The sequence below is a fragment of the Rhodococcus sp. WMMA185 genome (genome assembly GCF_001767395.1).
GTDB lineage: Bacteria > Actinomycetota > Actinomycetes > Mycobacteriales > Mycobacteriaceae > Rhodococcus_F.
The window spans coordinates 3,232,655-3,256,954 of sequence record NZ_CP017014.1; the positions used below are offsets into that span (position 1 = coordinate 3,232,655).

Below are 24,300 nucleotides of genomic sequence, written 5' to 3' on the forward strand. Positions count from 1 at the left end.
AAACTGTAGCGAAGCCTATCCTTATTTAGGTTCCCGTAACAAGCCGTAAATCGCTGAACTCAGGCCCCATTGTTCACAGAAATGAGATCTCGGTCACCCCTGATCATCGAATGTTGCCAGTCCACTGAGCGGCCAGGCTCGACATCTCCGATGCCCAGCAGCGGACCGTCTCGACGTCCAGTACTTCCGAGGAGAACGAGAAGTACGCGTGCACGGGCCCGTCGTCGATCGGTTCGTAGAAACTGAGCGTCAGATCCACATCCGGAACGCCCACCGGGACCGGCATCAGTGCACCCAATGCGTCCAGATGATCGAGCCTCGCCTGTTCGTGGTGTACGAGCATGACCTGCGGGCGCAGCACGGCCGACCCATCTCCCACAGCGTCCACGACATCCGCGAAGGCCACGTCCTGATTGTCGAGCGCATCGAGATTCGATCTGCGGATACGCTGCAGCAGCTCTACGGGATCCGGATCGCCGCTCGTATCCGTTCGCAACAGAACGATGTTGAAGAAGCAACCGATCAGCGCGTCGAGTGCTTGCTCGGAGCGACCCGCAACCAGCGATCCGAGCGGAATATCCGTGCCGGCGCCGTGACGGGTCAGCACGGTCGCGAGAGCGGCCTGCAGCACCATGAACAGACTCGTTCCGGTATCCCTAGCGAAAGCATCGATCGAAGAATGCAATTCCGAGTCGATCTCGACAGGTATCAACTGCAGAGTCACTTCTGGGGTCCGGGATCCGGACCCGCTCGGTGCCGGTAGCTCGAGCCGGGGCGGCATGCCGGCCAATCTCTCCCGCCAGTAGGCGAGCTGGCGGGAATATCGACTGTCCGGATCGTGGGGATCGCCGGTCAGCGCCTCATGCCACACGACGTAATCGGGGTACTCGACAGTTAGTGGTTCCCAGTCGGGTTCGTCGCCGCTGGACCGGGAAGCGTACGCGCCCATCAGATCGCTGAGCAGCGGCACCACCGACCACTCGTCCACCGCAATGTAGTGCATCGCCAGGAGCAGCACCTGCGTGCCGTCCGCAGCGCTGACGAGATGAGCCCGTAGCGGTGCCTGTTCGGTGAGGTCCATTGGCTGTTGCGCCAACTCGAAGACCGTCCGGTGTACGTCACCGCCACCGACGTCGACGACTGCGAGAACAGGGCGAACCGCTTCCCGCGCGACAACGGTATCGCCGAGTTCGGCGTACACAGTGCGCAGTGGTTCGTGCCGGGACGTGACGTCGTCGAGTGCCCGTGCCAGGATTTCCGGATCAACTGTGCCGCGAATCTGCACCGACAGTGCGTGACTGGCCTGCGCCTCGGCGCCCCCCGCGCGGAATTGCCTCCAGAACCGCCGTTGCGGTCCGGACAGCGGTAGCGTCTCCGGCCTTGGGCCTGCGGGCACCAGTACCGGCCGGCCGGATCTGGCCGCGCCGGCGACGATCTCGGAGAGTCCGGCCACAGTGGAACTGTCGAACACGTCCCTGATGGTCAGGTCGACTCCGAACCGCTTGCGAAGGGTTCCAACCAACCTCATCGACGCCATGGAGTTGCCGCCGAGGTCGAAGAAGTTGTCGTGGATGCCCACTGAGGGCAGGTGCAGGATCTCGGCGAATACCTCCGCTATCTCTTTCTGCTGCGGGGTCTGCGCGGCGACGACCCCGGTCAGCGCCGACCAGTCCGGTCGCGGAAGCGCCTTGCGGTCGAGTTTGCCGTTGGGGGTCAGCGGCAGATCGCCGTCGAGAACGACGACCACGGTCGGCACCATGTAGTCCGGCAGGCGGTCGGCGGCATGGGCACGCAGTGCCTGTGGATCGACGCGCTCGGCCCGGCCATCGGACACGGTCACGTAGCCGACGAGGCGGACGATGTCGCCCTCCCGATCCGCCAGCACCGCCGACTGTTTCACATCGGCGTGGCTACCGAGGGCCGCGATGATCTCGCCGAGTTCGATACGGAATCCGCGAATCTTCACCTGATCATCGACACGTCCGAGGAAGTCGATATTTCCGTCCGCCCGCCAGCGCGCACGGTCGCCGGTCCGGTACATCCGAGATCCAGCCTCACCGAACGGGTTCGATACGAATCGTCCGGAGGTGAGGGCAGACTTCCCCAGGTATCCGCGGGCGAGACCGCGTCCGGCGATGTACAACTCGCCCGCCACCCCGGGCGGAACCGGATTCAGCAGATCGTCGAGTACGTACGCCTGCTCGTTGGGATCAGGAATTCCGATCGGTACTGCCGAGTCCCATCCAGGCCGGGCCTGCCACAGGGTGTTGTTGACGGTGGCTTCGGTGAGACCATATGCCGCCAACAGATTCAGCCGCTCGGCCCAGCGGCCGATCAGTTCGGGCGGCACGGTCTCCGTACCCACCAGCACCGTGCACCCTGCCGGGACATCGCATCCGGGCGGTAGCGCCGCCATCAACGACGGCGGAATGATCGCGTGCGTCACAGCGTGTTCGGCCATGAAGTCGGTGAGCTCCGGGCCCGCCACACGGGACTCGTCCGGCACGATCACCAAACGCGAACCCGTGCACAGCGCCATGGACAGCTCGAACACGGCGACGTCGAATCCGATCGAGGCGAACTGCATCACCACCGAGCCGCGAACCAGTCGCATTCTCTCCTCGGCCGTGGCGACGAGGCTGGGAATTCCGTCGTGAGTAAGGACCGCGCCCTTGGGTTTGCCGGTCGAACCCGATGTGTAGATGACGTACGCGGCATGGTCCAGGCCGCTCGGCGGGTGTGGCAGGTCCACACCATCGGCGCCGTCGAGTTCGGCGATGATCGACGGATCGTCGATGACAACGCGGTCGAGTGTGTTTGCCTTGGCGATGTAGGTGCTGTCCCGCACCGTTGTCACCAACACCTGTGCGGCCGAATCGGCAAGCATGTAGGAGATGCGCTCTGCCGGGTGGTTCAGATCGAGCGGCAGGTACGCCGCTCCGAGCCTGAGCACACCGACGACTGTCGCCACCATCTCGATCGACCGCGGTAGCGCCAATCCCACCACGCTTTCGACGGATACACCGCGCCGATGCAAGAGTGCGGCAATGCGGTCGGCTCGGTCGCTCAGTTCTGCATATGTCACCTGACCGTGCGAGTCGATCACAGCGACAGCCTCCGGGGTCGACGCGACGTGGCGCATGAACGCCTCGAAGAACGTCTCCTCCGGTACCTCCTGCCCTGTGTCGTTGAACCCGTGCAACACCAGATCACGCTCGTCGTCGAGAAAGACGTCGAGATCGCCGATCACCACACCGGAATCGGACGCCAGTGCATCGAGAACCGCGATCTGACGGCGCGCGATCTTCGCCGCGGTATCGCGATCGAAGAGGTCGGAGCCGTACTCGAGGCGCAATTCCACGCGCTCGGCGTCGAGGTACTCGGTGTAGTTGAACACCAGATCGAACTTGGCCGTGCGCTCTTCGAACGAGACCGGGACGGCCCCTTCCGCAACCACCGAGTCGGACGCCCGGGTGTGGTAGCCGACCATCACCTGGAACAGCGGGTTCCGGGCCGGAGTGCGTGCGGGATTCACCCTCTCCACAACGGTTTCGAAGGGGACGTCCGCATTCGCGAAGGCCGCCAGGTCTGTGTCGCGGACCCGAGCCAGCAGTTCGTCGAAGGTGGGGTTGCCCGACACGTCGGTCCGCAACACTACGGTGTTGACGAAGAAGCCGATCAGCTCGTCCAGTCCCTGCTCGCTGCGCCCGGCGACCGGCGCGCCGAGCGGCAGGTCATCGCCCGCACCAAGCCGGTGCAGCAACGCTGCGGACGCCGCGTGCAGAACCATGAACATGGTGGCTCCCGACGCCCGTGCGAGAGACCGTAGGGCCCGTGTGGTCGCGGCGTCGAGTGTCATCTCGATTGCTCCGCCTGTGAAACTCGGCCAGGCGGGGCGAGTGTGATCGGTGGGGAGCGCCAACTCCTCCGGGACCGAATCGAGTGTCTTTGCCCAGTAGCCGAGTTGACCGCTCATGACACTCGAGGGGTCGTCCGGGTCACCGAGCAGATCTCGTTGCCACAGCGTGTAGTCGGCATACTGCACGCCGAGCGGTTCCCACGATGGTGCCGCTCCCTGCGCCCGGGCGGTATACGCGGTCATCAGATCGCGCAGGAATGGGCGGTCCGACCACTCGTCGGTGGTGATGTGGTGCAGCACTATCGCCAGCACCTGTTCCCCGGCGACCGTGATCAGCCTTGCCCGGATCGGGATCTCCGCGCCCAAATCGAACGGGCGGCCCACGGTCTCGGCGACCAATTGGGCGAGTTCGGCTTCCGTGGCGTCACACTCGGTCACCTCGGGGCGAACGTCGTTCAGGATCAACTGAATCGGTTCGCCGTCGTGCTCTCCGAAGACCGTCCGCAAAGACTCGTGCCGCCTCACCACGTCGGTCAGTGCCTGCTGGAACAACCCCGGGTCGAGTGCTGCTTGCAGCCGCAGGACGATCGGGAAGTTGTATGCAGCAGATGCCCCGTCGATCTGCTGCAACAGCCAGAGTCGTTGTTGCGCAGCAGAGAGCGGCAGATTCTCGGGCCTCGGCCGTGCTACCAGGGCGGGCCGTTTCGAGCTCGTGTCGTTGCCGATACGGGAAGCCAGCTCCGCGACAGTGGGTGCCTCGAACAGATCGCGCATGGTCAAGTCCGCCTCGAGCGCACTCCGTGCACGACTGATCAGCCTCGTCGCCAGCAGCGAATGACCACCGAGATCGAAGAAGTTGTCGTCGATGCCGGGAGTCGGAACCCCGAGAACCTCTCCGAACAGACCGGCCAGGATGCGTTCGGTGTCGTTGCTCGGCTGCGTCCGTTCGCCACCGCGGGCACCCAGAACCTCATCCGCGGACGGCAGCGCCTTGACGTCGAGTTTGCCGTTCATCGTCATCGGCAAGCTGTCGACCTCGATGATCGCGGCCGGCACCATGTAGTCGGGCAGCAGCCCACGCACCGCCGGACGGTACTGGTCGGCACCCTGCGAGCCGCGAGGGCGTGCGGACACCACGTACCCGACCAGACGGGTGAATCCACCGGGGCCCGAATCGACCACGACAGTCGCCTGGCGCACAGTGTCCAACGATTCGAGCGCCGAGGAGATCTCGCCCAACTCCACCCGATGACCACGAATCTTCACCTGATCGTCGGTGCGGCCGAGGTAGTCGAGGTTTCCGTCCATGCGGCGACGCACCAGATCGCCCGTCCGATACATACGTACGGACTCCTCGAACGGGTTCGCCACGAAACGCTCCGCCGTCAGCGCGAATCGGCCCAGATAGCCTCGAGCCAACCCGACCCCGGAGATGTACAACTCGCCGGTGACACCGTCCGGAACCGGACGAAGCCAAGGATCGAGCACGTAGGCTGACGTGTTCCAGATCGGCGCGCCGATCGTCGACGTGGCACTGTCCGCGGTACTCGCGCCGAGAGTGTTGATCGTGTACTCGGTCGGGCCGTACAGGTTGTATCCAAAGGTCCCGTCGGTGTCGCGCAACCGGTTCCACACCGAATCCGACACTGCCTCGCCGCCGAGCAGCACCAGTGGTGGCCGGTGGCGTCCTGGGCTGTCTTCGAGTAGCCCCTCCTCGAAGAGATGCTGCGCGTACGTCGGCGTCACATTGACGACGTCGATCTCGCGGGCGTCGCAGTAGGCGACGAGGGCCTCGGCATCGCGTCGGAGGTTCTCGTCGCATATGTGTACCTCATGGCCCTCCACCAGCCACAACAACTCTTCCCACGACATGTCGAATGCAAACGACACGGTGTGCGCGATTCGCAGTCGCCGTCCACCCGTCGCTCTCACCGCGGGGTCGAAGATCGCCTCGCGGTGATTGAGCTGCATATTGGTCAGACCGCGGTACCCGGTCACGACACCCTTCGGCTTCCCCGTCGATCCCGAGGTGTAGATGACGTATGCCGGGTGCTCGAGTCGCCTGGGATTTCCGGGCGCGAAACCGCGGAGTTCGGCATCGGACAGTGGCGCGGACGGGACTGCCGTGAAGTCCACTTCGTCGAGGACGAGCACGTCCACCGCGGCCGCGGCCAGGGTCTGCGCGAGCGACGACGTGGTCACCAGTGTGGTCGGGCCCGCGTCCTCGAGCATTCCGATCAAGCGCTCTGCCGGGTGATCGAGTTCGAGCGGCAGGTATGCCGAACCGGTGCGCAGCACAGCGAACAGCGCCACCACCATCTCCACCGACCGAGGCAGGGCAAGAGCCACGATCTGTTCGGGGCCTGCCCCGTGACCGAGCAGGAGCCTGGCCATCCGATTCACGTCGGCGTCGAGTTCGGCGTAGCTCACCGTCCGTTCACCGAAGACCAGGGCAGTCTCGTCGGGCTGAACGCGCGCGATATCCCCGAGCAACTCTGCAACCGTCGCGTCGGGTAGCGGCCTCGGCTCGCTGGGCACCGGCTCGGCGGCTCCGACGATTCCGGCGACCGCGCCCGTGACGTCGGTGGACCATTGCTCGAGAACGGCCACGAACCGGGACAGCATGCGTTCGACGCGATAGTCCGCGACCGTCTCGGGGTGGAACTCGAACTTCACTTTCACACTCGCCCCCGGCGTCACGACGACCGTGACCGGGTAGTGGGTGTGATCGATGCTGTCGCCGCCACTGATGTCGTGCGCATCGTTGAGGGCCGACACCTGCTTCTCGTCCACGAAGTTCTGCAGCACGTACAACACGTCGAACAGCCGGCGATGCTCGGTGACCCGCTGAATGGATGCCAACCCGAGATAGTCGTAGGGGCTCAGCGACAACCGGTCGGACTGTGTCCGGCGCAGTAGGTCGACCACACTCTCGTTCGGACGCAACGTCATCCGGACGGGAACCGTATTGAGGAACATCCCAGCCACCCCGTCCAGCCCCGGAACCTCCGGCGGGCGACCGGCGACGGTGGTGCCGAAAACCAGGTCCTGACGCCCAGTCTCGACCCCGAGAACGACGGCCAGAGCCGCGCTGAGCACCGCATTGAGCGTGACACCCGCACCTCTGGCGCTCGCGCGCAGTCGCTCGCTCAGTTCCTCAGGCAGCACCGCATCGTACTGCCGGGGCGGCAGCGGATCCCCTGGGGAACTCACCGCGAGCTGTGTCGGTTCCTCGAGTCCGCGCAGCGCCTCGGCCCACGCGGCCTGCGCGGCGCCGGTGTCCCGCGCGGCGAGCCAGGTCAGATAGTCCTCGAATGTACCTTCGGGGGAACCGAACCCGGAGTCGTCGCCACCCGATTCGTAGAGAGCCAGCAACTGGCTCACCACGATCGAATTGGACCATCCGTCCCACAGCAGGAACTGGCGGTTGACCACCAGGCGATCGTGCGTGTCCGTCAGACGCAGAACCATGACCCGCCACAGCGGGGGTGAGGTGAGATCGAACGGCGTCAGCCGATCCTGTGCCGCCAACTCGGCAGCGCGGGCGTTTCGATCGCCCTCGTCGAGTTCACGAAGATCGAACTCGACGATCGGAACGTCTAGGCCGGAAGCGACGAACTGTACAGGCGCGCTGAGTCCTTCGCTGACGAAACCCGCTCTCAGGGTGGGATTGCGGCGCTGGAGAGTTCGCAGAGCGCCGGCGAGGCGTTCGATGTCGAGGCGATGCCCGAAGTCCAGGGTGAACTGCGCCGTGTAGATGTCGGACCCGGCGTCGAACCCGGCCTGAAAGTACAGACCTTCCTGTAGCGGCGACAGCGGCAGTATCGTGTCGACCCCGGTAGGACTTGCCGCCACTATCCGATCGACCTCTCGCTGCTTCAGCGTCACGAGCGGGAGATCGGACGGGGTCAGGATCGCCGGTCCGTCGTGTGCCGCCGCGGCGTCGGCGAGATCGCGCAGCGCCCTCACCCAGCCGTCGCTGATCGCGATCGCATCGTCCTCGCTGAGGTCGTCCTCCGACCAGGCGAAGACCGCCTGCAGTTCGGCGCCATGCTCGGCTTCCTCGCACAGCGCATTGATCACGAGCCGATAGGGTCCACCCAAGTCTCCGTCGGGATCGGTTGCCAGGGAATCGGATTCGGCAGCATACGTCCAGACACCGGTCTCCGCCTGCGGCAGGCGGCCGAGGTAGTTGAACAGCACCTGCGACTCCGACCTTGCCTCGAGCACTCTCGAGGTACTGGCGTTGAGGTACCGGAGCATTCCGTAGCCGATTCCGCCGTCGGGCGCGCCGCGCAACCGTTCCTTGACGTCCTTCAGCGTCTCTAGTGCATCTCCCCGGCTGCCCAACCGGACCGGGGTGACATTGGTGATCCAGCCGACGGTGCGGGATAGATCCACGCCCCGGGCCAACTCCTCGCGTCCGTGCCGCTCGAGGTCCACCAGCAGGTCCGGACCGTGCTCGCGGCCGGCGAACCACCGGTCGACGGCCAGAGCCAGCCCCGCGAGCAGCACATCGGTGACATCGGCGCCGACGACTCCTGGAACCCTGGTCAACAGGGTCTTCGTGAGCTCGGCGTCCACACGTACGGTGCGCCGTGCTCCGCTGCTGACAACCGCATGACCGGTGGCACCGGGTACCAGTTCCGCACCGGGTTCGGTGACCTGCAGCCAGTGATCGAGCTCCCCGAGCCGGGCGGGTTCGTGTGCCTGCTCGGTGAGTACGCGCGCGAATCCGCGCAGCGACGTACCCACCGGGTCGAGTGCCGCGGGTTGACCGCTGTCGGTGGCCACCCACGCCATGGCCAGGTCCTCGACCAAGATCCGCCACGACACCGCGTCGACCACGAGGTGGTGAGCGACGAGCAAGAGCCTCCCGAGGTCATCCGGACCGGCGTCGAACCACACCGCAGAGAGCATGACTCCGCTGTCGGGGTCGAGGCGATCGGTGGCCGCATCGGATTCCGCCGACACCGATTCACGCAGTGCAACGTCATCGAGACCGGTGACATCGATGCGTCGCAGAGCCAGTTCCGCTGATTCGGTGATCTCGAGCGACCACACCCCCGGCGCGTGCCGAGTAAGCCGCTGCCGCAGGCCGTCGTGGTGGTCGAGTACCCCGTGCAGGGCGCGCCCGAGCACCTCGGTGCTGGTGCCGGCCGGAGTGTTCAGGAGTACCGCCTGATTGAAACGGTTCTTTCCGCCGCTCCACTCCGAGAGCCGGTGCACAACCGGAAGCGGCCACACGACGCCGGTCCCGGAGTCGTCCACTGCGGCGAGCGGGGCAACGCCGGACCCGCTGACCGCTCCTGCCAGTACAGACGGCGTTCGATGCTCGAAAATCTGCCGCGGAGTGATCGTGATCCCCTCGCGGCGAGCAAGATTCACCAGGCGAATGGCGAGGATACTGTCGCCGCCGAGCGCGAAGAAGTCATCATTCTGGCCGACTGCTTCAAGGCCGAGGATCTGGGCATAGTGGCCGGCCAGCACCGCTGCCACACCACTGTGGTCAACCGTTGCCACGTCAATCTGAGTGGTAGTGACATGCGCCGAGAAGTCTGGCGCAGGCAGGGCTTTGCGATCCAGCTTGCCGCTCGGGCTGACCGGGAACTCCGCCAGCGTCACGAACGCGACCGGCACCATGAACTCCGGCAGGGTGGCAGTCAGGCGCTGTCGGACGTCGTCCGGATCGGCGTCACCGCCCAGATACCCGACCAGTTGTTGCAGGCCCGGCCGATCCGAGCGCACGATTGCGGCCGCCTGCCGCACACCGGGGCACGCGGCCATCTGAGCTTCGATCTCGCCCAGTTCGATGCGGAAGCCTCGCAGCTTCACCTGATCGTCTGCCCGACCGACGTACTCGACAGCACCCCCCGCGCCGATTCGAGCGATGTCACCGGTCCGGTACATCCGAGATCCCTTAGCAGAGAACGGATCAGCCACGAAACGCTCGGCGCTGAGTGCGGGCCTGCCCAAATACCCCCTGGCCAGTTGCGCCCCGGACAGATACAGCTCACCCGAAGTACCATCCGGCACCGGTTGCAGGTAGCGGTCGAGCACGTACAGACCGGTGTTGGAGGTCGGCAAGCCGATCGGCACAGACGGCGCCGAGGCTTCGATTCCCTGGACGGACGCCGCGAAGCTGACCTCCACCGACGCCTCGGTAGGACCGTAGAGGTTGTCGAGTTCCACTCCGGGCAGGACTTCGGCAACTCGCCGGGCCGACGTCACCGGCAGCGCTTCCCCACTGCAGGAGATGATGCGCAATCCGGTGCATCGCGCTGCGGCAGGCTCGGCGAGGAACGCCTCGAGCATCGACGGGACGAACCGCACCCGAGTGATCGACCGCTGGATGATGACATCCGCGAGGTATGCCGGATCCTTGTGACCGTCCGGCCTCGCCAGGACGAGTGTCGCGCCGGCCAGCAGCGGCCCGAAGAACTCCGGGACCGACACATCGAAACTCGAGGGAGTCTTCTGCAACACATTGTCCGAGGCCGTCATCGGCCGGAAGCGTTGCTCCCAGAGCAATCGGTTGACGATTGCGGCATGGGGTACCACAACCCCCTTGGGGCGACCGGTCGACCCCGAGGTGTAGATCACGTAAGCCGGGTGCTGCGGAGCGAGCGCGACACCGGACAGCGGCTCGGACGAGTAGCCCACGGCATCGGAAACCCGGACCTGTGGAACGTCGACACCGGCGAATGGTGCAGCCGAGTCGGTCAGAAGGCACACCGGTTCGGCGTCATCGAGCATGTACGACAATCGGTCTACGGGGTAGCTGGTATCGAGTGGCACGTATGCGCCGCCCGCCTTCCCCACCGCCAGGAGAGCGACCATCAGGTCCAGCGAACGGGGCAACGCCACCGCCACCTTCGACTCCGGTGCCACCCCTCGCTCAACGAGCAACCGGGCCAGACGGTTGGCCCGCTCATGCAACTGCGCATACGTAAGTTGCTCGTCCTCGCTCACAACCGCCACGGCGTCGGGTGTCCGCTTCGCCTGCTCCTCGAGGAGGGCCGTCACCGTCGTCCGAGGGAACTCCACCCGTACTTCGCGCAGTGCCGTGTCGATCGACTCACGCGAGGCCAGCGCGACTCGTGACACACTCTGATCCATGTCGCGGGTCAACTCGGTGAGATATGCGACGGTCGACTCCGCGAACCGGATCGCGGTCGTCTCGTCGATGCGCGCCGCGTCGTAATCGAGGTCGAGCGTGAGCTCGCCGCCGGGAACGACGATCAAGGTCATGGGATACGGCGGGCGTTCGTCGAATCGAATGTCCGTCACCTGCACCGCACCGGAGGGGTCGGTGAGGGCGCTTTCCCCGAGCGGATAGTTCTCGAAGACGACCAGCGTCTCGAAGAGGTTGTGCAGTCCGGCTTCCCGGCGCAGGTCGGACAGACCGAGATACTGGTGGTCGAGTAGCGTCGACTGCTCGTGCTGCCACCGGGCGAGGGTATCCACCACCGTGTCGGCGGGCCGGTATCGCAGCCGGGTCGGAATGGTGTTGATGAACAAGCCCACCATGGTCGCGATACCGGGTAGATCGCCGCCGCGACCCGATACCGTCGACCCGAACACCACGTCTTCTACGCCCGTCAGCCTGCCCAGAACCAGTCCCCACGTTCCGTGGACCAGCGTGCTGAGGGTCAGTCCGCGAGCGCGACCCATTGTGGTGAGTGCGGCAGTCTCTTCCGGCGGAAGCTGCATCCGTATCTTGCGGATCCCGGATTGGCCCTGCAGCAGGGGATTCGGAAGCTCCACGGGTTCCGGTAGATCGGCGAGCACTTCCCGCCACACGGCAAGCGATGCCGCACGGTCCCGGGACCCGAGCCACTCGAGGTAGCTGCGGTACGGCGTGGGTGCCGGCAGCGTCGGCGGTGTTGCCTCGGCGCTGTAGAGCGCCATCAGTTCACGCAGCATGACCGGTACCGACCAGCCGTCCGCGACGATGTGGTGGATCGACTGCAGCAGAAGGAACTTCGGTGCCGCGACTCCGTCCGCATCCCTGTCCGCGATCCTTGCAAGCGTGTAGCGCACCAGGGGCGCGCGTCCGAGGTCGAAACCGATGGCCCGGTCGGCGGCCAGCAACTCATCCACTCGCTGTGCCGGTTCCGCTTCTGCGGTCAGGTCCACCACTTCCATCGGCACCCGCACGCCGTCCCGGACAACCTGCACGATCCGGCCGTCCGACACCGCCTGAACGCCGACGCGGAGAGCGGCGTGCCGGTCGACGACTGTCTGAAGTCCACGGTGCAACGCTGCCGCATCGACGGGTCCGGTCAGTTCGATCACCTGCTGCACCACATAGGGATCGGAATTGGCGTCCTCGAAAGCCGATTGGAAGTAGATCCCTTCCTGTAACGGCGTCAACGGCAGGACTTCCGCCAGTCTTCCCGTTGACGCCGTACCCTGTAGCGCCTCGACGTCCGCTCGAGTCAGCGAGACCAGCAGGAAGTCCGAGGGCGTATGCCCGCCGTGGCGCTGCGCTCCGGCCAGCACCCGGAGCGCCGCCGTCCACTCCTCGGCAAGCGCCTCGACGCTCGCGCGCGTGAGAACCCCTGGCGCCCAGGTCATCGTGCTGGTCAGCGCCGGGCCGTCAGGGCCCTCCTCAGCGATCACGTCGAAGGTCAGTACGTGGCCGAGCGGCATTCGCGGGTCGTCGGCGCCGCTCATGGCACGAGGAAGCCAGTCGACGTCCGCCGCCGACGGCACCCGGCCGAGGTAGTTGAACAGCACCTGCGGGATCGGTGCCCGCTCGAGTTCCGGTCTCGGCGTGCCGAGGTAGCGCAGAGCTCCGTAGCCGAACCCTGACCCCGGAATCCGGCGAAGCTGGTCCTTGACCGCCTTCAGAGCACGGGCCATGTCCGCTTCGCGGTCCTCCTCTGCTGTCGTCGTCCCCGGGTCGATCGCCACCGGGTAGACGGTGGTGAACCATCCGACGGTTCGGGAGAGGTCGACCATTCCTCCGTCGTCGCGACGAAGCGCGTCTTCCTCGCGTCCATGACCTTCGAGATCGAGAAGTACTGCGCCCGAATCCGTGCCGGCTCCGCACGCGGCACGCCACTTCCGCAACGCCACGGCAAGCCCAGTGAGCAGCACATCGCCCACCTGGGCGTGAAACGCCGCCGGTACGGATGTGAGAAGAGGGTGTGTGAACTCCGGTGGCAATGCCACCGTGAGGGATTGCGCATCTCCGGCCTTGTCGAGCAGCGGATCCAATGCCCGCGAACCGATGTTCGGATCGGGAGTAGCGATCGCTTCGGACCAGAAGGGCAACTCGTGGTCGAACGCGCCCTCCCTCACATGCTCGTTCAGCACTTCCGACCACCGTCGCAGCGACATCCCGACCTTCGCTAGTTCGGGAGTGCCACCCGCCATGACCGACATGGCCGCGCTCGCAAGGTCTTCGAGGATGATGCGCCAGGACACCCCGTCTACCACCGCATGGTGGGCGACCAGCAACATCCGCCCGGGACCGTCCTGGTCGAAAAACAGGACCGCCTGCACCATTGCCCCAGCGTCGGGATCGAGGCGACCGACAGCCGCACGGGTTTCCGAATCGAGTTGCGCCTGACTGCCGTCGAACTGGACGACGCGAAGCACGTCGTGGGCTGCAGCCGGATCCCACTCCGGCACCGACAGCGTCCAGCGCACACCGCGAACGAGTCTGGCTCTCAGTGCGTCGTGTCTTTCGAGGACCGCGGCCAGGGCGGTACGGGCGGTCTCCGCGGCCAGATCGGCAGGAGTCTGCACGAGCACCGACTGGTGGAACGCCGCGACGTCGGCGCCCCGCTCGCCGGTACGCGCCAGGATCGGGGTGGTTCGCACCTCGCCAACCGCGACATCATCCGAGTCGACCTCGACTCGAACGCGGCCGTCCTGTGTCCGGGCGAGCGCCTCGGCCGTGCGGAGCTGGAAGACCTCTCGGGGACTGATCGAGAACCCTTCTTGTCGAGCACGGTTCACCAATTGGATCGCGACGATGCTGTCACCGCCGAGGGCGAAGAAATCGTCCGTCACGCCCACCGTCTCCACTCCGAGGACGCCGGCAATGAGCGCACACAGCCTTTCCTCGACCGCGGTCCGCGGCGCCAAGTCCTCGCTCGCCGCAGCGAGGTCGGGTTCAGGTAGTGCCCTGCGATCCAACTTCCCATTGGGTGTGAGCGGGAAGCTGTCGAGGACGACGAACGCTGACGGCACCATGTACTCGGGCAACTTCGACGACGCCCACACCCTCAGATCGGCGATATCCAGGTCAATGCCCTGTTCCGCGACCACGTATGCAGCAAGATACTTCGTGCCGGAAGGAATCTGGCGAACGACGACGGCGCTGTGCCGGACGCTCGGATGCGACACCAGCCCCGCCTCGACGTCCTCGAGTTCCAGGCGCATGCCCCGGATCTTGACCTGGTTGTCGGCGCGGCCGAGGAAGTCCAGCGATCCGTCCGCGGTCCATCGTGCTCGGTCGCCCGTCCGGTACAGTCGCGACCCGTCGTCCGCGAAGGGATTGGCAACGAATCGGGCAGCCGTAAGCCCGGGCGCACTCACATACCCGCGCCCGAGGAGGAATCCGCCCGCATACAGTTCACCACCGACCCCGATCGGCACTGGGTTCAAGTGCTCGTCCAGCACGTATAGCTGGGTATTCGGATTCGGCCGGCCGATCGAGGTCGCGATCCGTGCGGCATCGGATCGGTAGATCACATGCGACACACCGATAGTCGTCTCCGCCGGGCCGTAGCCGTGATACAGCGTGGTCGCGAGCTGGGACCTGAACCTCTCGAACAGTTCCGGGGTGAGAACCTCGCCGCCACACCAAACGTGTTTCAGCTCGGACAGTAGATCCGTTCCGCGGGACAGATCGAGCAAAACGTCGAGCATCGAGGACACCAGGTAGACGAATGTCACCGACTCGCGTGCGATCAGGTCGAGGAGATACTGCGGATCACGTTCCCCACCTGGCTCGGCCACCACCAATCGCCCCCCCGACACGAGGGGCAGCAATATCTCGTTCACGGAAATATCGAACGAAAGCGGCGCCTTGAACAGCGACGCGTCCCCCGGGCCGAAGCGCAGGATCTCGTCGCGCTGCCACAGCAGTCGCGCGCACACGGCTTCGTGCCGGATCATCGCGCCCTTGGGACGGCCCGTCGAACCCGAGGTGAAGATGACGTAGGCCAGTGAAGAACCCTGAACAGCCTCGACAGGAAGCTCCGGGGGCTGCGCGGCATGCGCCCAATCCTCGAGATCTACCGGCACTGCCCACTCCCCAGCGTCAGCTACGCCGCCGGGACCGGTGAGAACGAGCGAAGCCCCGGCATCCGCGAGCACCGACCTGCGGCGATCCTGGGGCCAGGACGGATCGAGCGGTACGAACGCACCCCCGGCGCACATGACGGCCAGCAGCCCGATCACCATCTCGGCTGATCGCGGCAGACCCACCGCCACAACCTCTTCCGACTCCACTCCTCGGGCCCTCAAGTGATGCGCGAGCTGCGCAACACGCTCTCCCAGCTCTCGGTAGGTCAGGCGCACCGCCCCCGAGACGAGCGCCTCGGCATCCGGGGTGCTGGCCACCTGCGCCTCGAACAAAGCGGAGACTGTCGTCGATTCCTGCTGAGCAGCAGTGTTGTTGAACTCCTCGAGCAACTGCCTGCGCTCATCGAGCGTCATCGGATCGAGCGACGCAATGCTCAGCGAAGGTTCGGCGACGAACTGACCCAAGAAGTGCGAGAGCCTGCGACGGTGCTCGTCGAGTTCAGCATGAAGACCGGCAGGCGCCCGCAGGTCGATCTCGATGGGCTCGGAATCCTGCCCGCCGCGAATCGAGAAGTCGAGGTCGCGCACCACTCCGGTGGCTGAACTGCGCACCCGTGTGGGAAAGCCACCGAGCGTCAGCGCGTGCTCGAACATCATGGAATTGATACCGGGACCGAATATCTGACGATCCGGATCGATCGACCGAAGGTCGCGGGCGAGATCCTCGCCGCGGTAGCGCCCATGGCGCAGAATCGAAATGAGGGTGGTGTCGATCCGCTTCGCCAACTCGCCTACTGTCATGTCCGGATCGACCTGAATACGTAGCGGCAGGATCGTCGAGCACATTCCAGGAATGCGGCGCATGTCGCGGCCCACCCGGGCGGTCATCGGCAACGACAGCATGAGGTCGCGTACACCCGTCATACGGTGGATGTATGCCACGACGGCAGCCAGCGGCAAACGAGTCCGCCTGATACCGGCGTCCGCGGCGTAGGCGTAGAGCTGGTCGGCGTCGTCACCGTCAATCTCGACCAAGGCGGAGATCGGGATAGCGGAACCGTCCACGACGTGCGGGAGCAGCCTCGGCGGCTCGGGCGCATCGATCACCTGCCCGATCCAGAAGTCACGGTCAGCGGCGAAGCGCTTCGATGCGCGGTACTCGCGATCGGATGTAACGAGAGCGTCGAGAGGCCAAGGGACAGGCTCGACCTCGAAGTCAGGACTGTCGTATCGCTCGACTACTTCGGCAACCAGCAAGGCGACCCCGTAGCCGTCCATGACGGCGTGGTGATAACGCTGGTACCACACCAGCGATTCGTCGCCGGTACGAAGCAGGGCTTGCCGGAACATGGGGGCGTCTGCACCGAGGTCGATTACGGTCCGCATGTCGCGATCCATCCATGCGCGAGCGCTCGCGTCGGGATTCTCTTCACCGCGCAGGTCGACTACTTCCAGCGTCCAATCCTGGGGATCGCGGGGAACCTGTCTCAGGTCCTTGCCCTCGCCCCTTTCGAAGCGCACGTGTACGGCTTCGGCCCGCTCCACGGTCCTGCGGATCGAGGTGATCAGACGATCGATATCGATCGGATCGTTGACTTCGCCGGCCATCGACACGTTGTAGACGGGACTCTCCGGGTGCAATTGTTGCCCGACCCACACCTCTGTCTGAGCGGCAGTCAGTGGGAGCACTGTGCGCATCGAAGAGGGCAGCGTGGAGGACGACTGAGGGCGGGCAGCCGCCGCGTGGTCCGGAGACACCGCATGGTCCGGAGACATGATGATCCCATCGTCCGTCGAGAGCACTCGCCGGCGCGACGAGCCCGCGATGGAGTTTAGGTTAGGCTACCCACTCACAACAACCCGACTTCCACAGGACGAGCGGGTGTCACTCGAACCCCAAGTCATCCGGCGAGGAACTCGAGCAGCACCTTGTTCACCACATCGGGACGCTCGAGGTAGCCGTAATGGCCCACGTCGGAGATCTCGTAGTACCGGGCGGACGGTATTACTTCGGCCACCTCACGGGAGAGATACGGCGGAATCATCCGGTCATCGGCGAACCCGATGGACAGGCACGGCACGGTAATCGCCCGGTATGCCTCGCGGCGATCGAAGCTGCGATCCATCCTCATCTGGGCGCGCACGCCTTCCGACATCTTGCCCCCACTGAACTCGAAGAGGTCGAGCCAGTCGCGGGCGGTGTGCGGATCGACCAGCGACGCCGGAGACAGATTCATCACCGCAGTGACCGCAGCCTGATACTTGGCCGGCAGCTCGACGCCGTTGTCGTACAGGGCACTCTCACCCTCGCTCAGCGTCTTCTGGAAATAGTCCATCCGGGCATGCCCGGCAAGAAACGCCGCCTTGCGCACCAAGTCGGGGCGTGACAACGCGAGTTCCTGAGCGACGCGAGCGCCCATCGACGTGCCGACGACACGGACCGCTCCACCCCCGAGGTGCTCGATCAACCCCGCGGTGTCGGAGACCATGTCGTCCATGGTGATCCCGTCGACGCTCTCCCCGGACGGGGCGATGCCGCGGTTGTCGAACGTGCAGACGCTGTAGCCCGCATCGATCAACGCCGGCGTCTGATGCAGGTCCCACACGCGGCCCGGACTACCGGTTCCCATGATGAGCACCACAAGATCTCCGGAACCCTTGACCTGGTAATTCAAGGGAATTCCGTTGATCGTAGCGATCGTCATGTCTGCTTCCTTCCAAGTGACGGTTCACCAATCAAGGTTGGATAGCCTAAGCTGGCTGCGCTGCCGCTCGTGTGCGGCACTGACCGACAAGCTCGTCCAGGAGGACCGCGTTGAGAGTCGCCACACTCGGATATCAAACCTGGGGTCACCGTACCCTGCAGGCCCTTCTCGAGTCGGAACATGAGGTCGTACTCGCGATTACGCATCCTCCGAGCGATCATGCCTACGAGCAGATGTGGGCCGATTCGGTCGCCGACCTCGCGACGGATCACGGGGTTCCGGTGCACATCGCCACCAAGCCGGACGAAGACTTCAAGGCAGCACTGAAGCGGGCCGACCCCGACATCGTCGTCGCCAACAACTGGCGTACATGGCTGCCAAGGGACGTCTTCGATGCCCCGCGCTACGGCACCCTCAACATCCACGACTCGCTGTTGCCCAAGTACACGGGATTCTCTCCGCTGATCTGGGCACTGATCAACGGCGAAGAAGAGGTGGGCCTCACCGCGCACCTGATGGACGAGGAACTCGACGCCGGTGACATCGTCTTGCAGCGGTCGACACCCGTCGGGCCCACGGACACCGTCACCGATCTGTTCCACCGCACGGTCGACATGATCGGCCCAATCACCCTCGACGCGCTCGATCTCATCGCGTCCGGTCGCACGGACTGGACACCACAGGACCGGTCGCAGGCTACGTTCTTCCACAAGCGGGCACCCGAAGACAGCCACATCGACTGGACGTGGCCCGCCGACGCCATCGAGCGTCTCGTCCGCGCACAGTCCGATCCGTACCCCAACGCGTTCACCCACTACAAGGGCCAGCGAATTCGGGTCTTGAAAGCCGCCGTGTCCAATGGAAATTACGGCGGAACCCCCGGGCGTGTCTTCATCCGGGAAGGTGACGGCATGGTCATCGTCGCCGGCCCCGACGCCCGCACCGGCCGGGGCAAGGGGCTGAAGATTCAACGCGTCCGCCTCGACGACGGCACCGAACTCGCGGGAACCGACTTCTTCCCCCACGGCGGGGGTTACTGCAGGTAGCTAACTGCTCGGTCGTCCACCGGGGTTCGCTACCGCCCCTCCCATGCCGACCACAACTGGGCGTACCGGCCACCTGCTGCGACGAGCTGTGCGTGAGGCCCTTCCTCCACGATCCGACCGTGTTCGAGGACCACTACCCGATCTGCGGTGGCCGCCTGCGTCAATCGGTGGGCGACCACCAATGTCGTGCGACCTCGGGTCGCGGCGTCTGCCGATGCCTCCAACTCGCGCGCGCCTGCGCTGCCCGCCTCTGCGGTTGCCTCGTCCAGAACAGCGACAGCTGGGTCCGCGAGAACCAGCCTGGCCAGGGCCAGCTGCTGAGCCTGCGCTGCGGTGAGTTCGTGTCCGCCTTCTCCGACCACGGCCTGAATGCCGTCGTCTAGGGCATTCACCCAGCCACCCGCGCCCACGGTCTTCAGCGCCATCGCCGCATCCTCCTCGGAAGCATGGGGGGCCGCGAGCCGAAGGTCGTCGATCAAGGGTCCCGCGAACACGTGGACTTCCTGGCTGACAATGGCAACCCGGCGCCGGAGAGTCGCCTGCCCCAATTCCGACAGGGCGCTTCCGCCGATTGTCACCGAACCGGAAGTCGGGGAGATCGACCCGGCCGCAATCGCCGCGACGGTGCTCTTGCCCGCTCCGGTCGAGCCGACCAGGGCGACTCGTTCACCAGGTCCCACCCGCAGATCGATGCCGTGCAGCACCTCGTGGCCGCCGTCGTAGGTGTGGCGAACCCCGGCGAGTTCGAGCGTCGAATCCCTGGGCTCGACGACAGCGACCGCTCCCCCGCCAGATTCGTCTTCGAGTTTCACGACGCCGACGAGCCGCGCCAGGCTCGCACCCGCCGATTGCACCTCGTCGAACGTGTACATCAGCATGCCGATCGGGTTGAACAGCCGATGGAAGAGCAGCGCTGCGGCGGTGGTCTGCCCGACGGTGACGATATCCGCTCTGACCAACGCGAAACCGGTGGCGAGAATGATGGCAAGCCCCACGAACTCGGCCCGGTTTCCTCGCCCGATCAACCTCGTGAACAGCGAGAACACGCCCACCGACAAGTCACGAGCCTTGCCTGACGCACCGTTGATCTGCTCGAGGTGGCTTTCTTCGAGGCCGTAGGCGCGCACGGTGCGGGCGCCCTGCATGCTGCTGATCAGGGCCTGTGAACGGTCCCCCATCGCGACACGTTCGGCGGCGTAGACCGGCGCAGATCGAGGCAGGTACCAGCGCATCGCCAGCGCATACATCGGGAGCGCCACCATGCCTGCGAGTCCGAGCCGCCAATCGATGCCGAGCATCGCGATCATGCTCAGCACGACCAACAGGACCGCCGCGACCAGACTGGGCACGACATCGGTTACGGCCTTACCGATCACCGCGACGTCGTCGCCCGCCCGCGAGAGCAAGTCGCCCTTGCCGACGCGCTCGACGGTCTGGATCGGCAACCGCAGCGCGCGGTCGACAGTGCGTTCTCGCAGATCCGCCAGGATCGCCTCGCCCACACTGCGGATCAGATACGACGCGAACCCGGCACAGACGCCGCCGACAACCGCTGCCCCGGCGATTACTGCAACGACCCATCCGATCGTCGACGGTGGCGCGCCAGCCGCAACCCGGTCGACGAGCACACCGAATACGTAGACAGGCACCAATGCCATGCCCGCTGCCGTCGCTGCGACCAGCAGCGTGCATATGCTTCGAGTGCGCCGTCGGCCTAGTTCCGATGCCAGCCAGGCCCAGGTGTCGCGTGCGTTCGCAACGGGCAGCAGGTCACTCATCGCAGGACCACCCGCCGGTAGGTGGGGTCCTCGGCCACCAATTCGGTATGTGCTCCCTCACTGACGACCGTTCCCTCGTCGAGCACGACCACCCGATCGGTCACAGACAGCAGGGCAGGACTACTCGTGATGAGAATCGTGGTCTGCTCGGCCGTGATGTCCCGATGACGCAGATCGGCGATACCGCGTGCGATCGAATGCTCGGTGACCGCGTCCACGGCCGTCGTCGGATCGTGCAGCACCATCACCGGGGCCCGCGACACCAGTGCGCGAGCGAGGGCCACCCGCTGTCTCTGCCCGCCGGACAGTGAGGTCCCCCGATCGGCCACCTCGCCTTCGATGCCTGCCGGGTGGGCGTCGATCACATCGATTGCCGCGGAGGCGGTGAGCGCTGCCCTCACCTCCGTAGACGTGGAGTCGGACCTACCCGCGGTCACGTTCGACGCGAGAGTGCCGGAGAACAGATCACCGTGGTGCGGTTCGACGAGTACCGCCCGCCGTGCATGCGCTAGATCGACATCCGACAGGCGCACTCCGCCCACCGTCAACTCGCCTTCGTAGTGATCGGGCGGAATCTGACCCGACAACAACGCAGCCAACGCCTCTGCATCCTGGGGCCGATAGGCCACGACGCCCAGCAATTCTCCGGGCGCGACCCGGAGATCCACGGCGCGCAGCGACCTGTACGACACCCCGGTCAGGCTCAGCTCAAAGCCGTCGGGCATGTGGCCGGCCGCGGCGGGGAGCATCGGCCGTGCGTCCAGGACGAGCGCGAGACGATCCGCCGACGCACGTGCGAGCGCCAGAAGTCCGGGCAGGCCTGCCAGCTCACCGAGCGGTTCGATGAAGAACTGGGACAGGCCTACAACGGTGATCAATTCGCCGATGGTGATACGGCCTTGAAGTGCGAACCAGCCCGCAACCCCAGCCACACCGACAGCGAGCAGGGCGCTGACGGTCATGGACACCCCAACGAAGATCGCGGAGCTCTTGGCCGTGTGGACAGTGGCGCCGAGGGCCTCACGACTGGCTTTCCGGTATCGCGAAGAGGCCGAGCTCTCTGCACCGATCCCCCGTAGCGGACGCAAGCCGCTCACCAGATCTGTCGCCATGGCGGATGCCCTTGCGACGGAGGCCTGCTGGTCAGTGGCTCGGCGGGTGATGAGTGGCGCCGCGAGTTGGAGAAGCCCGAGTATGAGAGGGGTGCCCAGCAGAACGACGAGTCCGAGCTGAACGTCGATCACAAGCAGGGCGACCGCCGAACCGATTGCCGCAGTCAGGGCTGCGGCCGCACGCGGTGCGATATCGACTATCCAGGCGGTGCGGTCGGCGTCGGAGGTGGATACGGAGAGCAACTCGCCTGCGCGGAGATCGGTGCGCACACCGCGAGGGTCGAGGATCCGGCGAGCTACCTCCATCCGCAACTGGTGCGCCTCGTTCTGCATTGCCACCACGACGAAGCGCGCACCGTAGCGCCACGAAATGGTCAGAACAACGAACAGCAGCGCCAGCGCGCACAGCCACACCGAGAGTGCGACGACGTCACCGGTTGCGACAGCTCGGTCGACGATGACGCCGATCAAAATCGGGACCAACGTTTCTGCCACCTGATGAACGCAGAGCAGAACGGTGCCGATCCCGAGCCGGGCACGGCTGCGCACCAGGGTGCGATACAGAATTGCGGTGCCACCAGTCTTCACGCGTGTAACTCCAAACGCCGGCGTCTCACGCCCACCAATAAAGTAAGTGGACCCTAACTGATGAACCCTAATCGATGCGCAACTGGCGTCGACGTGCCCGGTTCTCATAGAGTCGCCGATACGCACTTCTGCGCACGCCGGAAGATGCAAGCCCGAGAGGAATTTAGTGATGGTTGCGAAGACGACCGCCGTAGACGACACCATGGACGAGGAACTCGAACCTCTGGCCGACGAGACTGCCCATCAGGCACAGCGCGTTGTTGCTGCCTACGCTGACAATGCCGACGAGTGCAGGATGCTGCTCGCCATGCTCGGAATCGGACCCAACAAGCTCGACTGAAAAAGGGCTCGACTGAGAAGTCATCCACTTCGACTGCGAAGGAAGCCAGTGGCTGCAAGCTCGGAATCGTCAGAACCGTCCTCGAGCTCGAGAGTTGATCCTGTCTCCGAGCAAGCTAGCTTCGTCGTGGTCGCGAACCGACTACCGGTCGACCTCGAACGCCTCCCGGACGGCACGACACGTTGGAAACGCAGTCCGGGTGGCCTCGTCACGGCGCTCGAGCCGATCCTGCGCCGCAACCAGGGCGCGTGGGTCGGCTGGGCGGGCGTCGCGGACGCCGAACTCGACCCCGTCGTCGAGGATGAACTCGAGCTCTACCCGGTCCCATTGAGCTCCCAGGAGATCGCCGAATACTACGAGGGCTTCTCCAACGCCACCCTGTGGCCGCTCTACCACGACGTCATCGTCAAGCCCGAATACAACCGGGACTGGTGGAACACCTACGTCGAGGTCAACCGCCGTTTCGCGGAGGCCACATCGAAGGCTGCGGCCCACGGTGCCACCGTCTGGGTGCAGGACTACCAACTGCAGCTCGTGCCCAAGATGCTGCGCATGCTGCGCCCCGACCTGACCATCGGGTTCTTTCTGCACATTCCGTTCCCACCGGTGGAACTGTTCATGCAGATGCCGTGGCGCACCGAAATCGTCGAGGGTCTCCTCGGTGCCGACCTGATCGGCTTCCATCTGCCGGGCGGCGCCCAGAACTTCCTGTTCCTGGCACGGCGACTCGCGGGGCAGCAGACATCCCGCGGAAACGTGGGGGTCCGGTCCAAGCTGGGCGTCGTGCAGGTGGGTTTCCGCACGGTGCGTGTCGGCGCGTTTCCGATCTCCATCGACTCGGGAAAGCTGGACGAACAGTCCAGGTCGAAAGCCATCCGCGACCGCGCCCGAGCAATCCGCAAGGAACTGGGCAACCCCAAATACATCATGCTCGGCGTCGATCGCCTCGATTACACGAAGGGGATCGATGTCCGGCTGTCGGCTCTGAAGGAACTACTCGACGAGCACCGAATCGACCCAACCGAGACGGTCATGGTTCAACTCGCCACGCCGAGCCGGGAACGGGTCGAGAGCTACGTGCAGATGCGCGACGGGATCGAGCGCATGGTCTCGCGGATCAACGGCGAATACGGCGAGGTCGGCAAGCCCGTGGTGCACTACCTACACCGGCCCATCCCCCGCGACGATTTGATCGCCTTCTTCGTCGCCGCCGACGTCATGCTCGTGACACCGCTGCGCGACGGCATGAACCTCGTCGCCAAGGAGTACGTGGCCTGTCGCAGCGATCTCGGTGGAGCCCTACTGCTCAGCGAGTTCACCGGTGCGGCAGCCGAACTGCGGCAGGCGTTCTTGTGTAACCCCCACGACCTCGACAGCGTGAAGGACGCAATGGAGCAGGCCCTGTTCCAGCCGCGCGAGGATGGCCGCCGCCACATGCGTGCCCTACGCAGACAGGTACTGACTCACGATGTCGACCGGTGGGCCAAGTCGTTCCTCAATGCCCTCGCTCACGACGGCGCGGCGGGTCCCGCATTGATCGAGCCGGCAGAGGCCGGCGAATCGAACTACTCGGGGCAGTCCACCGGAGAGAACTGACTCGGCGGCTC

General features: G+C 65.3%; 7 protein-coding genes. 3 read left to right on the plus strand and 4 right to left on the minus strand.

Annotated features, from left to right (window positions below):
• Window positions 1-103: 103 nt before the first annotated feature.
• Together BFN03_RS14570 and BFN03_RS14575 are read right to left on the minus strand one after the other, a co-directional pair.
• Window positions 104-16,822: a non-ribosomal peptide synthetase gene (locus BFN03_RS14570; protein ID WP_232320544.1), complete on the minus strand. Its 16,719-nt coding sequence runs from the start codon at window positions 16,820-16,822 to the stop codon at window positions 104-106.
• Between the two features lie 203 nt (window positions 16,823-17,025).
• Window positions 17,026-17,829, minus strand: coding sequence for an alpha/beta fold hydrolase (locus tag BFN03_RS14575; RefSeq protein WP_070379599.1), 804 nt, complete (start codon window positions 17,827-17,829; stop codon window positions 17,026-17,028).
• A 110-nt stretch (window positions 17,830-17,939) separates the two neighbouring features.
• On the opposite strand from BFN03_RS14575, the gene BFN03_RS14580 reads away from it, so the two are divergent.
• Window positions 17,940-18,875 (plus strand): methionyl-tRNA formyltransferase, encoded by a 936-nt coding sequence (locus BFN03_RS14580; RefSeq protein ID WP_070379600.1) that lies wholly within the window; start codon window positions 17,940-17,942, stop codon window positions 18,873-18,875.
• 29 nt (window positions 18,876-18,904) lie between these two features.
• On the opposite strand, the gene BFN03_RS14585 is transcribed toward BFN03_RS14580, so the two are convergent.
• Window positions 18,905-20,653: an ABC transporter ATP-binding protein gene (locus BFN03_RS14585; protein ID WP_070379601.1), complete on the minus strand. Its 1,749-nt coding sequence runs from the start codon at window positions 20,651-20,653 to the stop codon at window positions 18,905-18,907.
• Window positions 20,650-22,353: an ABC transporter ATP-binding protein gene (locus BFN03_RS14590; protein WP_070379602.1), complete on the minus strand. Its 1,704-nt coding sequence runs from the start codon at window positions 22,351-22,353 to the stop codon at window positions 20,650-20,652. Before BFN03_RS14590 ends, BFN03_RS14585 begins: the two co-directional genes overlap by 4 nt.
• A gap of 169 nt (window positions 22,354-22,522) precedes the next feature.
• On the opposite strand from BFN03_RS14590, the gene BFN03_RS20665 reads away from it, so the two are divergent.
• Together BFN03_RS20665 and BFN03_RS14595 are read left to right on the plus strand one after the other, a co-directional pair.
• The gene (locus BFN03_RS20665; RefSeq protein WP_198163275.1) at window positions 22,523-22,693 is read left to right on the plus strand and encodes a hypothetical protein; all 171 of its coding nucleotides are present in this window, start codon (window positions 22,523-22,525) and stop codon (window positions 22,691-22,693) included.
• A gap of 48 nt (window positions 22,694-22,741) precedes the next feature.
• A complete protein-coding gene (locus tag BFN03_RS14595) occupies window positions 22,742-24,289 on the plus strand; it encodes an alpha,alpha-trehalose-phosphate synthase (UDP-forming) (protein WP_070379603.1) in 1,548 nt (515 codons plus the stop codon).
• Window positions 24,290-24,300 lie beyond the last annotated feature (11 nt).